The sequence below is a fragment of the Vallitalea okinawensis genome (assembly GCF_002964605.1).
In the GTDB taxonomy this organism is placed as follows: Bacteria; Bacillota; Clostridia; order Lachnospirales; family PQDH01; genus Vallitalea_A; species Vallitalea_A okinawensis.
The window spans coordinates 234289-249620 of record NZ_PQDH01000007.1 but is presented as its reverse complement, the minus strand read 5'-3'; the positions used below and the strand labels follow the sequence as shown (position 1 = coordinate 249620).

Annotated in this window: 14 protein-coding genes; 8 read left to right on the top strand and 6 right to left on the bottom strand. The window is 35.1% G+C overall.

Annotated features, from left to right (window positions below; genetic code table 11):
• Positions 1 to 198: 198 nt before the first annotated feature.
• Positions 199 to 1662: an FAD-binding oxidoreductase gene (locus C1Y58_RS18550; protein ID WP_105617721.1), complete on the top strand. Its 1464-nt coding sequence runs from the start codon at positions 199 to 201 to the stop codon at positions 1660 to 1662.
• A 53-nt stretch (positions 1663 to 1715) separates the two neighbouring features.
• On the opposite strand, the gene C1Y58_RS18545 is transcribed toward C1Y58_RS18550, so the two are convergent.
• The 3 genes from C1Y58_RS18545 to C1Y58_RS18535 are packed head-to-tail and all read right to left on the bottom strand — an operon-like array spanning position 1716 to position 4533.
• Positions 1716 to 2585 (bottom strand): sugar phosphate isomerase/epimerase family protein, encoded by an 870-nt coding sequence (locus C1Y58_RS18545; protein ID WP_105617720.1) that lies wholly within the window; start codon positions 2583 to 2585, stop codon positions 1716 to 1718.
• Positions 2586 to 2596: 11 nt separating this feature from the next.
• Positions 2597 to 3454, bottom strand: a complete 858-nt coding sequence (locus C1Y58_RS18540; RefSeq protein WP_105617718.1) for a sugar phosphate isomerase/epimerase family protein — start codon at positions 3452 to 3454, stop codon at positions 2597 to 2599.
• A gap of 11 nt (positions 3455 to 3465) precedes the next feature.
• Complete coding sequence (locus C1Y58_RS18535) at positions 3466 to 4533, bottom strand: Gfo/Idh/MocA family protein (RefSeq protein WP_105617717.1); 1068 nt, start codon at positions 4531 to 4533, stop codon at positions 3466 to 3468.
• Positions 4534 to 4790: 257 nt separating this feature from the next.
• Here C1Y58_RS18535 and C1Y58_RS18530 point away from each other — a divergent pair, with 257 nt between their 5' ends.
• The 3 genes from C1Y58_RS18530 to C1Y58_RS18520 all read left to right on the top strand — a co-directional run bounded on the left by C1Y58_RS18530 (position 4791) and on the right by C1Y58_RS18520 (position 8527).
• Positions 4791 to 5663: an AraC family transcriptional regulator gene (locus C1Y58_RS18530; RefSeq protein ID WP_105617715.1), complete on the top strand. Its 873-nt coding sequence runs from the start codon at positions 4791 to 4793 to the stop codon at positions 5661 to 5663.
• Positions 5664 to 5899: 236 nt separating this feature from the next.
• Positions 5900 to 6583 carry an MIP/aquaporin family protein gene (locus C1Y58_RS18525; RefSeq protein ID WP_105617713.1) on the top strand — a complete coding sequence of 228 codons (684 nt, stop codon included), beginning with the start codon at positions 5900 to 5902 and terminating at the stop codon, positions 6581 to 6583.
• 186 nt (positions 6584 to 6769) lie between these two features.
• Positions 6770 to 8527: a methyl-accepting chemotaxis protein gene (locus C1Y58_RS18520; RefSeq protein ID WP_105617712.1), complete on the top strand. Its 1758-nt coding sequence runs from the start codon at positions 6770 to 6772 to the stop codon at positions 8525 to 8527.
• 72 nt (positions 8528 to 8599) lie between these two features.
• Here C1Y58_RS18520 and C1Y58_RS18515 read toward each other — a convergent pair whose 3' ends face one another.
• Genes C1Y58_RS18515 through C1Y58_RS18505 form a run of 3 tightly spaced genes read right to left on the bottom strand, consistent with a single transcriptional unit; the run spans position 8600 to position 10510 of the window.
• The gene (locus C1Y58_RS18515; protein ID WP_105617710.1) at positions 8600 to 9460 is read right to left on the bottom strand and encodes an NAD(P)/FAD-dependent oxidoreductase; all 861 of its coding nucleotides are present in this window, start codon (positions 9458 to 9460) and stop codon (positions 8600 to 8602) included.
• Positions 9461 to 9499: 39 nt separating this feature from the next.
• Positions 9500 to 10027 carry a permease gene (locus tag C1Y58_RS18510; protein ID WP_105617708.1) on the bottom strand — a complete coding sequence of 176 codons (528 nt, stop codon included), beginning with the start codon at positions 10025 to 10027 and terminating at the stop codon, positions 9500 to 9502.
• Complete coding sequence (locus C1Y58_RS18505; RefSeq protein ID WP_105617707.1) at positions 10028 to 10510, bottom strand: permease; 483 nt, start codon at positions 10508 to 10510, stop codon at positions 10028 to 10030.
• Between the two features lie 252 nt (positions 10511 to 10762).
• Here C1Y58_RS18505 and C1Y58_RS18500 point away from each other — a divergent pair, with 252 nt between their 5' ends.
• From C1Y58_RS18500 to C1Y58_RS18485, 4 genes are read left to right on the top strand one after another with little or no spacing between them, the layout of a single operon-like run.
• Positions 10763 to 11275, top strand: a complete 513-nt coding sequence (locus C1Y58_RS18500; RefSeq protein ID WP_105617705.1) for an NADH-quinone oxidoreductase subunit NuoE family protein — start codon at positions 10763 to 10765, stop codon at positions 11273 to 11275.
• A gap of 27 nt (positions 11276 to 11302) precedes the next feature.
• On the top strand, positions 11303 to 11695 hold the full coding sequence (locus tag C1Y58_RS18495; RefSeq protein WP_105617703.1) for a (2Fe-2S) ferredoxin domain-containing protein: 393 nt from the start codon (positions 11303 to 11305) through the stop codon (positions 11693 to 11695).
• 25 nt (positions 11696 to 11720) lie between these two features.
• Entirely contained in the window at positions 11721 to 13361 is a 1641-nt protein-coding gene (gene nuoF, locus C1Y58_RS18490) for an NADH-quinone oxidoreductase subunit NuoF (protein ID WP_105617701.1), read from the top strand.
• Between the two features lie 21 nt (positions 13362 to 13382).
• A complete protein-coding gene (locus C1Y58_RS18485; RefSeq protein ID WP_105617700.1) occupies positions 13383 to 15137 on the top strand; it encodes an NADH-dependent [FeFe] hydrogenase, group A6 in 1755 nt (584 codons plus the stop codon).
• The last annotated feature ends 195 nt before the right edge of the window (positions 15138 to 15332 follow it).

Here is a 15332-nt window from a genome sequence, read left to right as displayed (position 1 = left end):
TCCCATTACATTTTAAAAATCCCATCAATAAAGAAATAGTATTTATAACAATTAACTGCCTGTTGTAAAAGATTAGCTACTGGGTAGAATTTATCACCAATTATTTGTGCACATATTTGTATTGACTTAATGCATATATATATTATATAATCTATATATTGTAATATTATAATATAACGCTATTAGGGGGTATACATATTGGCAACGTTCAATATCAAAACAAATCGGACTTTTACTTTAATCAGGAAATATGGATTCATCTTTACGTTATTAGTAGCAATAGGAGGCTTGTGGTATCCTAAGTTAGGGCTTCTAGTTATTCCAGTTATGCTCGGTCTTATACTTTATTCATTTTATAAAGGACGGTATTGGTGTGGTAACATCTGCGCTCATGGTAGTTTATTTGATTCATTATTAATGCCAATTAGTAGAAATGTTAAAATTCCTAAGTTTTTTAAATCTAAGTGGCTTGCCATTGCTTTTTTCATTTTCTTTTCATATAAACTAATATCGAAATTTATTAAAGTGGCTGGGATTTATGGTAGCCTAGCATTTTTTGATAAAATAGGGCTTATATTTGTGAGTAGTTATTTGATGGTGACTATTCTTGGTGGTCTTTTAGCTTTGATCTTTGCACCTAGAACTTGGTGTAATTTCTGTCCTATGGGTGTCTTACAGAGATTGTCTTATAAGCTAGGTAAGACTGTTGGTGTGACCCAAATGACTGATGAGAAAATAACAGTGACAAAAGCTGAAATGTGTCATAAATGTGGTAAATGTTCTAGAGTATGTCCAATGCAACTAGAACCTTATAATGAGTTCTCTGAGAATAATCAATTTGATAGTGATATTTGTATTAAGTGTTCAACATGTGTAGAGAATTGTCCAGCCGGTATTTTAACACTAGCAACAAAAAAAGTAGCGCAGGTACTTAATAAACATGTTAGCCTTGAAGGTTATGAAAATAGAATACGTATTAAATCTAAGATAGTCAATATCAAAAAACTTAAAGATGATATTATTGAATATACTTTCAAGTTCGTTGATCCTCAGAAAGTTAATTACGAAGCAGGACAGTTTATACTGGTTAAAATTCAAGATAACCCTGAGATGTTTAGAGCTTATTCCATATCATCCTATGATGAAGATGGCACAGCATTAAGTGTAACCATCAAAAAGATGGATGATGGCTATGGTACCAACATGATTTTTGATAACTTCAAGATAGGTAATGAAATAGAGCTTGAAGGACCAATGGGTCATGAACTAATTGTTAACAAAGATGCTAAGAATGTACTACTAGTGGCTGGCGGAATTGGTATTACACCATTTATTCCAATAGTAACGGATCTAATTAGAAATGACAATAATATTAAAAATATAAAATTAGTTTATGGTGCTAATTATAAAAATGAATTTATTTATGTAGATGAGTTTAAACAACTTGAAGAAGAAGGATATCAATTTGAATTTATTCAAGTAGCAGCTTTTGATGAGAACTGGACAGGTGAGAAGGGCTTCGTTACTGATTACATGAAGAAAGTCGATCTAAAAGATTATCAAGTATATATGTGCGGACCTCAACCAATGATTAAAGCATCATTGAAAGTACTGAAAGAACTTAATATTGATGAAAAAGATATCAACTACGAAAGTGCATAGAGAGAAGTAAGAGAAAGGGGCTAGTCTTGAACAGCCCCTTTTAAATACCTACATTACATCTCTAAATACCTTTTTAAATTATTAAGACCTATGGATATACCTAGAATAGGGTCTTCTAATCCTTCAAATTCAATAGAAAGCACACCGTCATAGCCAGATTTTTTCATGATCTTGAGACATTGTAGTATTGGCACATTACCATGACCGATAATGGCTCCACGGAGGTAGTTACCACCTCTTGATTCAAACCATCCTTCTCCAGGTGGAGGTAGCATACCAGATCTGATGTGAAAATCTTTAGCATGAATATGAAAAGCATAGGGCATCAGTAAACCGACTGCTTTTTCTGGGGCTTCGTCTACACAGACAAAGTTTCCTATATCAATGAGTACACCAAAGTTAGGATGATTAACTGTTGTAACTAGCTGTTCAACACGTTGACTATCTTGACAGAAAAAACCGTGATTTTCAACCATAGTCTTAATCCCAAAACCTGCTGCATACTCTGTTACTGCTTGATAACCTTCAACCAACCTAGGCAATGCATCTTCAAAGGAGCGACCTTCCTTGTGTCCTTTTGGGAAACCAATGGTAGCATCATGACGCATAGAATTTACACCTAATAAGCGAGCAATATCTACTTGGTTTTTTACTCGTTGTATCTCAGCATTTAGATTACCACCAGAGCCATTGAGAAAATCAGCACCTATGGTATAACTTTCAATAGGTAACTTTATTTCCTTGCTTTTCTTATAAGCTTTCATAGCAAAATCTTCTTCTGTTTCTCCGTCTTCAAGGATAAAATTAATAAATTCGATAGTATCAAAACCCATTTCTTTTGCCTTATCCATAACTTCTAGCTGCTTTAGTTCTCCTTCTTGAACCAATCCTATAAAACTGTAAGAGCTTACACCAAATTTCATCTTAAATCTCCTTAACCTCTTAGTTTTTGTAAAAATTTAACCGCATCCTGAATATCTTTTTGGGGGTTATCCCCAACTTCTCTTTCGATGGTTAAAAAGCCACCAAATTTTATATCACGTAATGCTTGAAGATAGGCATTGAAGTTTACCGCTCCTTGACCTAAGGGTTTTTCTAGAAAATATTCATCAACATGGAAGTTTTCTGGCATGGATTCTGCAAAGCACTTATAGATAAATTCGGGATCTGATTTCAGTAATTGAACACCATCTTTCGCATGGGTATGAACGATATAATCTTTTAAAGTATAAACACCCTGGACAGGATCATCTCCTGTCACCATAACAAGGTTAGCGGGGTCATAATTAACACGCACTCCTTTACTTGATAAGCTATCTAAAAAATTTTTTAATGTAACTGCTTTTTCCGGTCCGGTCTCTATAGCAAAATAAGCCCCCACTTGATCACCGTATTGACCCAATTCTTCACATGCTGCTTGCAATACTTCAAAACGATCATGGGTAGTATCATGAGGAATAACACCGATATGTGTTGTTACTATATCTGTTTCTAAATCCTTTGCTAAATCCATAATACGCTTAGATTTTTCGATACGCGCAACATTATCTTCTTGAATAGTGAAGCCATGACCACCTAAGTCACCACATAATGCGGATACTACAAGTCCATGTGACTTAATATAGTCTAGTAATTCTCGGCGAGCTTTTGAATCAAGATTATCTGGTGCCATCTCTCCACGAACGGCATAGAGTTGAATCCCTTCTGCACCAACTTCTTTTGCTTTCTTAATACCTTCCCTTAAACCTAATTGAAATGAATCGACAATAACACCAATTTTATTTGTAGTCATTTTAATTCCCCCTATTTTTTAATGATCACTTCATGACCAGTTTCAGCTGATTCATAAATAGCATCTAAGATCTTCATGATTTCAACGCCATCTTGACCAGGATTGATACAAGGTATATTATTCATAACACAATCTATAAAATGAGCTGTTTCTCTTTCAAAAATCTGAGCAAAGTCATCCTTAGTTTGTATAACAGGTTTTTCGTTGATATAGTATTGATTACTTTCTTTATAGAACTCTAATTCTGGTTCCATTTTGACACCAGCTTTGTCCCCATAGAGCATAAGATAATTACTGTTTTCTTTTGTATGGAGCACCCAACTCGTTTCAATGGATAAAGTCATGCCGTTATCAAACTTAATTAATGCTGTTGCTGCATCTTCTACATCACAATGGGGGTTAGAGGCATCATAGTCACTGGATGTATACTTATTCATGCCTTTCATGTTGGGTTTCATTCCTAAATAACTGAAGGTTGATGCCATAATGGATACAGGTTTTGGTTTTCCTGTTAAGTAACGTATCAAGTCAATAACATGTACCCCTAAATCAATAACAGGTCCACCACCAGAACGATTCTTATCACAGAACCACCCACCTGGGTTACCCCACTTACGTATGTAACCAGTCTTGGCATAATAAATTTGACCAAGTTCATCATTAGCAACAGCTTCTCTGATATACTGAGCATTGCTTTCGAATCGTCGAACAAAGCCTACCATGAGCAATTGGCCAGTTTCTTTAGATACTCTCACCATTTCTTCAGCTTCTTTCGCATTCATAGCCAAGGGCTTTTCGCAAAGTACATCCTTACCTGCTTTCATTGCTGCAATACTGATAGGGGCATGTGAATTGTTCCAAGTTGTTACGCTGACTGCGTCCAGTCCTTTCATCTTTAGCATCTCGTTATAATCTGTAAAAGTATGAGGAATGTTATGTTTGCTAGCATAACGCTTCACTTTGGCTTCATCTAAATCACATGCAGCCACTACTTCCACATGGTCCATGCATTGATAACCTTGAATATGTGCTTCACTAATACTTCCTGTTCCGATGATTCCAATTCTTACTTTTTTCATGTATACTCCTCCATTCAATAATAATTCTAGTAAATCATCTTCGGTGGGTATGATTACATAATTTAAACATTCAATTTTGTAAATATATTGCGTTAGGCTTAGGTGCAATTCATTCTATAATCGGTGTAACCACCCCGTTATTTACAATTGCTATCTTGTGGTTTATTATAGTATATATAGTTGCTATCAGCATTCATTCAATTGCTCAAAACTAGGATTATATTGCTTTTTTTGAGTGAAATAAAGGAGTCGGAATCATGGATAAACCTGCGGAACTTCGAGAAACGATGACTATGCCTAATCCTGATTTTTCTATGAAGGTGAATCCCATACACACGAAAGGTGTCAGCCAATGCTGTGTGTATCCACACTGGCATGAAGAAATGGAGCTGCTTTACTTTACAGAAGGCTCAGCCCTTTGTAAATGTAATAATAAATCATTTGTAGTAAGAAGTGGAGACTTGATAGTGGTTAACTGTAATGAACTTCATTCAGCTATCAACTTATCAGAAAATGTTCGCTATTATTGCATTATTCTTGATCCACATATTCTTTCTAGTCGTATTATTGATTTATGCGATTCTAAATATATAAACCCAATCATTGATAATACCATTCTATTTAAGAATCTTATAAGTAATGACAAAGAAGTAAGTCAATGCATCGAAACTATCAACAGCGAATATACTCAGCGACAAATGGGCTTTGAGCTTGCCATTAAATCCACGCTCTACCGTCTTTTTGTTTTATTAATGCGAGAACATGTGGATACCATCTTAACAGATAGTCAAGTGAAGCAACGTATGAAAAATATGGAACGCTTTAATAAGGTCTTAAGCTATATTGAAGCGAACTTTGCTATAGAGTTAACATTAGAATCCATTAGTGAACATGCCCATATGAGCAAATACCATTTCTGTCGCATGTTTAAGCAGATGACAGGGCATACTGTATCCCACTACATCAATTCTGTACGCATACAAGAAGCGGATAGATTACTCATAACGACAGACTTGAGTATAGGAGAGATTGCTTTCAAAGTAGGCTTTCGTGATACCAGTTATTTTAGCCGTATTTATAAGCAGATCAAAAATATATCACCAACTGAAAAAAGAAAATTACATATTTAAAAATGGCTGTCTTCGGACAGTTTTTTTGAGAGTTTTTCTTTACATAAACTTTACAAAGGATTAATTTCCACTTAACTTACCTTTCATTATATTTTGATATAATTATATTCTAATTAATGCATATACAAAGATTATCTATAAGTGCATTAAAACTAGATTTAAATAGAAAAATTATGTTGATATTAATTAGAAAGAAAGCAATTATAAAATAATGATAAATATGAAGGGTGATTAAGATGCATCAACGACTAAATTATTCAGCTTACTTAAGTGAGTTGATAGGTACATTTATATTAGTATTTAATGGTACTGGAGCTATCATGGTTAATGAAATTTTTGGGGGAGTGATAACACATTTGGGAATAGCTTTTGCTTTTGGATTGACTGTAGCTATGCTTATTTATACATTCCGAAAAATCTCAGGAGCCAACTTTAATCCAGCAGTATCTATAGCGTTATGGTCCATAAAAAGATTAAGTACAAAAGATATGATGTTGTATATTGCATCACAAGTTATAGGAGCAATTTTGGCAAGCATTTTATTAAAAGTCATGTTTGGTAATATAGCTACACTTGGAGCAACACTACCTAACGATGCATTATTTGATAACGAAATCACTGTAGCCTTAGCAGTTGAACTTATTTACACATTTATTTTAATGGTGGTTATATTGGGAGCGGCTGTTGATAATCGTGCAGATGATCGTTTCGGAGGTATTGCAATAGGGATCACTGTTATGGTTGGTGCCTTAATTATTGGTCCTATATCAGGAGGGTCATTTAATCCAGCTAGGTCTTTAGGTCCAGCACTGATATCTGGACATGTGTCATCATTATGGCTTTATATTGTCTTTCCTATCATAGGAGCTTTACTAGCTGTTTTTGCAACTAAAAAAATATTCTATTTAGAGGATCATTAAGATTTTGCAAAAATTTAATTAACTAAGGTATAGATTAAGGTGGTTCAATTTATGAATCACCTCTATCTATTTAACTTAAAAATTAGATTAAATTCTTTGATATATATTTGATTGACCAATAAAGGCCGATATTATATAAGAGTGACTTTATAATAACATTAAAATTGACAGACAAGGAGATTGAGCATGAATAAGACAAAAACTATTTATAGTAAGCTTTTAATCATCTGTTTACTATTATTAATTGTGCCTAGCAGTATTATTGGCATTCAAAGCTTTAGATCATCAAAATCTGAGTTAGATGAAAAGGGAAAAGTAATTTTAAAAAATAGTGTAAGGCAAGCTATGCAACTTATAGAGTTGAAGCAAGAGGAAGTAGAAAGAAACGATTTACCAGCGGAACAGGCACAAGAAGAAGTTAAAGTAATGCTGGTAGGTGAGCAAAAAGCAGATGGAACTCGATCTATCAACAAAGATATTGATTTAGGTGAATATGGTTATTTTTTTATCTATGATAGCCAAGGGAACAAGGTTTTACATCCTTCAACAGAGGGGGGCAACAGTTGGGAATCTGTTGATAAATCAAAGGATAAGCTATTATTTGCCAAAGAAATTATTAATAAAGCCAAACAAGGTGGAGGCTTTACAGAATATAGTTGGACATTACCTGGTTCAGATAAAATAGGACCTAAGATTACATATGCAGAGTATGACCCCGAGTGGGATTGGATTGTTGTGGCTGGTACATATAAATTAGATTTCAATAAGGGTTCAAATAGAATTATTGCAATTTTAATCACTATAGTTGGTCTTTCTTTTGTGATTGGTTTAATTATTATTCTGTTATTTGCTAGGCACATATCTAGACCAATTAAATCTATTATGTATGCATTAGAAAAAGTGGCAGAAGGAGATTTGACGGTCAATACGATTGTTAACAAAAATAATGATGAGACAGGATACCTAACAAGTTCCTTCAATAAAATGGTGATTAACCTTAAAGCATTAATCAGCGAAGTCGATCATTCTGGTGATCATGTATTAAAAGCATCGAATTCACTGAGTGATATAACGACACAAACAGCAAAAGCTACAGAAGAAATTGCAATAACTATTTCAGAAATTGCCAATGGTTCAGGTGAACAAGCAGGAGATATATCTGAGGGAGCGGATCAAATTAGTGAGTTAGGAAAAGAAATAGAAGGCGTATCAGTTATTTCTAGTGAGATGAATGATGTGTATAACAATACAGATCAATTAACAACTAAGGGGTTAGAAGTCGTTAACCTATTAGATCAAAAATCAACTGATACCAGTCAATCAACTTATGAAGTGAATGAAATGATTGTACAAGTAAACGATAGTACAATGCAAATAGAAGTTATCACAGATACCATTAAGCAAATTGCAGAACAGACTAATCTACTAGCCCTTAATGCTTCCATTGAGGCGGCACGAGCTGGAGAAGCAGGAAAAGGATTTGCAGTAGTAGCTGATGAAATAAGAAAACTTGCAGAACAGTCATCAAATGCTGTAACAGGAATCCATAATATATTACAAGAGATTAGAAATAATTCTCAAAATGCAGTATATTCTATTGAGAAGACTAAAGTTATAGTGGATGAGCAAAGTGTTATTGTAGGAGATACAAAGACTATTTTCAATGATATCTCTGTCTCCATATTGAATCTTAAAAATAAAATTTCTCAAGTAGTCGAGTATAATATGAGCATGGAAGAGAAAAAAGATAAAATAATCAGTATGATCGATAACTTATCCGCAATATCTCAACAAACAGCAGCATCAACTGAAGAAGCATCTGCCGCTACAGAGGAGCAATTATCTGCTATTGAGGAAGTGGCTGGTTATGCTGATGAATTACATGATTTATCTAAGAATTTATTAGATGAGATTAAAAAGTTCAAGATAGATTCGTCTAATTAAAACTATATTGAAAATTATAATAGAGAACCGACAAGTAGACTTGTTGGTTCTCTATTTCTTTAATACAAACTTCTATGCACTTTTGACATAATTAACAGCATTTAATGATGCCACATATCCTTGACCAGCAGCTCGTATATAACCATAAGGCTTACCGGTTATATCACCAGCTGCAAATAGGCCTTGTAGATTAGTTTCCATATCTTGATTAACCTTGATATGCTTACCATCCATTTTAAGTCCTGGGACAAGCTGACCTGGAGAGATGCTTTCACGTAATATAAATAATCCATCAGTTTCTATTTCGTCCTCAGTGGTCACTAGTTTATTGATTTTAATATCGCCCTTTATCTCGACAGGTCGACCTTCTATTATTTCTACTTTATCATTGAGATTATATTGATCTTTATAAAGTGGCAAGTAGTAAACTTTACTTGCTAGCTCGCTGACATAGTTAGCCTCTTCTTCGGCTTCCTTATGTTGGCCAATGATAGTCACTACCTTGTCTTTATAAAGGGGTGCATCGCATGTGGCACAATACCCTACACCTTTTCCCAGGAAATCTTCTTCGCCTTTATAAGGTTTTCCAAAAGAAATTCCGGTAGCAATAATAACACTGTTGGCTTCATACATCTTGTTATCATTACCGGTTAATATATAATAATCCCCCATGGAGAAGACGCTATTTATCTTATCTTCTGTAACTTGGATACCCATATCATCTAAGTGTTCTGTATATTTATCTTTCAATTCTTCACCAGTAATGGATGGTAGACCCAAATAGTTGTTTACTTGTGGAGCCTTTGTAATCATTTTACTTAAGTCTTTTGAACCAAATAAGATGAAGCTTTTCTTTCTTATTTGTGCATTTAGGGCAGCTTGAAGTCCAGCAGGACCACTACCTACAATTGCAATATCATAACGTTTTGACATATCTATCACTTCCTTATCTTTTTTAGTAAATATCAAGAACTATTTAGAGTATTCTTTTGCACGATCATAGATTTCTATCATTTCATCTTTAGTAAATAATTTTTCGACTGCAAAAGAACCAATCAAATAGACAATAATCAATGTTATATTGGATACTACGGTAAATTTTAGCCCAAGTGTGGTAACTTGATAAAACAAAATCGGTAGTTTAGCACTTGCCCATATCATAAGGAAAAAGAGGACATTGGCATAACGAGCTCCTTTTTTTAACATAACCATAGCCAGTGGGAAAGCACCCACTAATGGACCAGCAGCTAGCGTACCAAATACAAAGGCTATAAGTATACCGACAATACCAGACTTTTCGCCCATAATTTTAATCATTGTTTCACGCGGAACCCAGACATCTAGTAAACCGATTAATAGAAAAATTGGTGGCACAATCTTTAACATCGTAATGAACTGACTAGTGGCAGATGTAATGGATTGAAGACCTAGAGATAAATCATAAATGGATAATATACCGATTAAAGCTAATGCGATAATAAGTGTTCTATTTTTCTTCATTTACATCACCCCCCAGATTACTAATGCTACTGTTATAGAAGCTATAAAAGCTAAACCATTACGTAGGATTGTAGATTTGGTACCAAAGAATTTAGTTTCTGCGGACCAATAAACTAAACCTACCGCCATGAGTGTTGTAACAAGAGCAGCAACTTGAGGGTAACCAGCACCTTTATCTAATAGTTCTACACCTAGAGGATAGGTTACAAATGGTGGCATAAAGGCTATTGAACCAGTAACCAAGCCAATAAGCACTCCAATAAATCCGGATTGCTCACCTAGTAGGGAACCAATCATATCTGGTGTAACAACTGTTAAGACAATCCCTACAATTAAAAACAATGGGACAAGAACTGGAACTATTTTTTTAAAAGCCATCCACCCCTTTTTGATGGCCTTCTTAGTTTTGCTTCTATCTTTGATAAACGAAATAATTAATAAAATGATTGCTAGGACATACATAATTAATGATGAAATATCCATTCTTTCAACTCCTTCATATAAGAAACCCTGTATCTCGAACTCATAATAATATCAAGTACAAGTTTCGGTAATTAAGTATTAATCATATGACTACGTCTATTATAACACAATATTAGAATATTACAATATAGTAATATAAAAAAATAATAAATTCAAGAAATATGAATAGCAAGCTATAAAAACTACTTTTTTGTACATAATAAAATTGATATGTAAAGAAATAACAAAAATATATTGAAGCAGGTGGATAGTATGACAAAACCAGCAGAGATAAGTGTAACAAAACCTGTAAGTGAAGACTTACCACAAGAGAAGTTCGATGAGCTGGAAGAATTTATTGATAACATGGAAACAACTAAGGGAGCTTTAATTGAAATCCTTCATAAAGCCCAAAGTATTTTTGGATATCTTCCTAGAGATGTTCAGCTTTATGTGGCAAGAAAATTAGGTATACCTGGTGCAGAAGTGTTTGGTGTAGTAAGTTTCTATTCCTACTTTACTACAAAACCTAGAGGTAAGCATACCATAAGTGTATGTATGGGAACTGCATGTTTTGTTAGAGGTGCAGATAAGATCATTGAAGGTTTTAAAGAAAAGCTGGGTATTGAATCAAATGAAATTACGGATGATGGTCTGTTTACTCTAAAAGACGTTCGTTGTATCGGTGCTTGTGGGCTTGCGCCAGTTGTAACTGTAGATGACAAAGTTTATGGTCGTGTAAAAGAAGAAGAAATTGATGAAATTATCGAGACTTACCGTAGTTAGATATTCGAGGATTGAGGAGGTCAACACATGAAGATTAAATCCTTAGATGAATTAAGAAAAATTAAAGAAGAATCTATGGAGAAGGTGAAGTTAAGACAACATGGACAAGGAGCTACCGAGCATATTGAAGTTCTGATTGGTATGGCAACCTGTGGAATTTCATCTGGAGCAAGAGAAACTCTTAATGCATTTATGAAAGAGTTAGGTGATGAAAATTTGGATAATGTTAAAGTGATACCTGTAGGCTGCATAGGCTATTGTCATTCAGAACCAACTGTCCAAGTTAATATTCCTGGCGAAACTCCTGTACTCTATGGGAATGTAAAGGAAAACAAAGTTCATAATATCATTGAAAAACACATCAAGGGTGGCGAACCAGTTAAGAATATGATTATTAATGTGGATTTTGAAAGAGCATAATCAAATTTGAGATAGGAGGATAGCTATGGAAAAAGCACGCACCAATATAATGGTCTGTGGCGGTACAGGCTGTTTAGCAAGTGAAAGTGAAAAAGTCATGAAAAATCTTCAACTTATTGCAAAAGCACGAGGATATGCTGATGAGGTTGAGATTATACAAACCGGTTGTTTTGGTTTCTGTGAGCAAGGTCCTATTGTGAAGATAGAACCTGATAACGTTTTCTATGTCCGCGTTGGACCAAAGGATGCCAAAGAAATTATTGACGAGCACATTATCAAAGGTAGAAGAGTTGAAAGACTCCTTTATAAAGAACCTAATGAAGATAAAACAATTAATAAACAAGAGGACATGCCTTTTTATAAAAAACAACTTCGTGTTGCTCTTAGAAATTGTGGCTTAATCAATCCAGAAGACATCTATGAATACATAGCTGTAGGTGGATATGAGGCATTAGGAAAAGCTATTTCAGAAATGACAAGAGAAGAAGTTGTGGAAGCAGTCAAAGATTCAGGGCTTAGAGGCCGTGGTGGTGGTGGATTCCCTACAGGGTTGAAGTGGGAAATAACCAAGAAACAAGAAAGTGATGTTAAGTTCATGATCTGTAATGCAGATGAAGGTGATCCAGGAGCATTTATGGATAGAAGTATTTTAGAAGGTGATCCCCACAGCGTACTAGAGGCAATGACTATTGGAGGATATGTCATAGGAGCAGATAAAGGTATCATTTATATTCGTGCGGAGTATCCTCTTGCGATATCCAGATTAAGAACTGCTATTGAACAAGCTAGAGAAGCTGGTTTATTAGGTAAGAATATATTTGGTACAGATTTTAGCTTCGATATTGATCTAAAGTTTGGTGCAGGAGCCTTTGTTTGTGGTGAAGAAACTGCACTTATTAATTCATGCGAAGGAAAGCGTGGCGAACCTAATTATAAACCACCTTATCCTGCACAAGAAGGTTACTGGGGACATCCAACCTGTGTGAACAATGTTGAAACATTTGCTAATATTCCTCCGATCATTACTAGAGGAGCAGAATGGTATGCATCTATGGGAACTGAGAAAAGTAAAGGAACCAAGGTATTCGCTTTGGCAGGAAAAATTAATAATGTTGGTCTTGTTGAAGTACCAATGGGAATAACATTGCGTGAAATTATTTATGATATTGGCGGAGGTATTCAAGGTGGCCGTAAATTCAAGGCAGTACAAACTGGTGGACCATCAGGCGGCGTTCTTACTGAAAACGAATTGGATACACCAATTGATTATGATAGTCTTCGTGAAAGAGGTTCCATGATGGGGTCAGGTGGTATGATTGTTATGGATGAAACAGATAACATGGTCAATGTAGCCAAGTTTTATCTTGAGTTTACAATGGATGAGTCATGCGGTCGCTGTACACCATGTCGTATTGGAACGAAACGTATGTTTGAGCTTCTTGAGAAGATAAGTGATGGTAAGGGTACCATGGCAGATATCGATGCTTTGAAGCAATTGTCTTATATGATTAAGGGAAGTTCATTATGTGGATTAGGTCAAACAGCGCCTAACCCTGTATTAAGTACATTAAAGCATTTTCCTGATGAGTATATGAAACTGATTAAGGATGTTGATACTCCAACAAATAATGATCATGCTAAGAATAAAGTAAAAGTAAATGCATAAAAGGAGTGAGGTGAAAACATTATGTCTGATGAAAAGAAAATGGTGCAAATAAAAATAAATGAGCAAATTATGCAAGTTCCAGAAGGGATAACCATACTAGAAGCCGCTCAAGAAGCAGGGATAAGAATTCCTACCTTATGCCATCTTGATTTACATGATTTAAAGATGGTTAATCAGACTGCGTCTTGTAGGGTATGTATGGTAGAAGCCCCTGGTAGAGATAATTTAGTTCCATCTTGTGTTACTAAAGTTGCAGATGGTATGGAAATTCGAACAGATTCACTGAAAGCTATAACAGCTCGTAGGATGGCAGTAGAACTTCTTTTATCCAATCATCCAAATGAGTGTTTTACTTGTCCAAAGAATCTTCAGTGTGAATTACAAGCCCTAGCCGCAGAACTTGGTGTAAGGGAAATTAAGTGGGAAGGGGAGAGAATGGACTATCCGAAGGATCTTTCCAGTGATGCTATCGTTAAGGATGCAAATAAATGTATCTATTGCAGACGCTGTGAGACCATGTGCAATGAAGTACAAACATGTGGTATCTTATCAGGAATTAGTCGAGGTTTTGATGCCTTTGTAGGACCATTTGCTAATATTCCTATGGTTGATTCTTCATGCACCTATTGTGGCCAGTGTGTTGCTGTATGCCCAACAGCAGCTCTTACAGAGGTTAACCATACTGATAAAGTTTGGGAAGCTCTCAATGATCCTGATAAACATGTTATTGTGCAGACAGCTCCAGCTATTCGAGTTGCTATCGGAGAACTCTTTGATATGGAACCAGGAACCATTGTAACAGGTCAATTGGTTACTGCTCTTAAACGTATGGGCTTTGATGCAGTCTTTGATACAGATTTTGGAGCTGACTTAACAATTATGGAAGAAGCATCTGAGCTTATCTACCGTATGAATAATAATAAGACTTTACCGATGTTGACGAGTTGCTGTCCTGCATGGGTTAAGTTCATTGAGCATCAATTCCCAGAACTTTTAGAGATACCATCAACTTGTAAGTCACCACATATTATGTTTGGAACAATTGCCAAGACTTATTATGCTGAGAAAAATAACATTGATCCTAATAGCATCGTAGTGGTATCAATCATGCCATGTATTGCTAAGAAAGCTGAAGCTAAGCGTCCAGAACTTACAAAGGATGACAACGATAATGTAGATATAGTTGTAACAACAAGAGAATTAGGAGCCATGATCAAAGAGGCGGGAATGGAATTTGCAAATCTTCCAGAAGGTAATTTTGATCGTCTCATGGGTGAATCTACAGGTGCATCAGTTATCTTTGGTACCACCGGTGGTGTTATAGAAGCTGCCATCCGTACTGCTTATGAATGGATCACAGGCGAAGAACTAGAAAACGTTGATTTTACTCAATTAAGGGGAATTGAAGGACTCCGAGAGGCAACGGTTAATGTTGGTGGCAATGAGCTCCACATAGGTATTGCTCATGGTCTTGGAAATGCACGTGAACTATTAGAAAGCATTCGAGAAGGTAAGTCGAAGTATGATGCAATTGAAATTATGGCTTGCCCAGGAGGATGTATTGGTGGCGGTGGTCAACCATATCATCATGGTAATGATGAAATCGTTAAAAAGCGTCAAGAAGCTATTTATAGAGAGGACCGAAGCAAGAAATTAAGAAAATCTCACGAAAATCCAGAGATTCTAAAACTTTATGAAGAATATTTAGGAGAACCATATGGAAAATTAGCTCACGAACTTCTTCATACTCATTATGAAGAGAGAGAAAGAATTTAAATATATAAGAAACCTAATAAGCTACCAAAGATATTATCCTGTGAGGGATATGATTTGAAGCAATGATCTAGAAAATATACTAACATTGAAAAACGAGATTATCATGGTACTAATAATACCATGATAATCTGTTTTTTTTATATGAATAAGTTATATTTGTTTTCTACATCCCAGTTATATTATTTGCTTATTTAA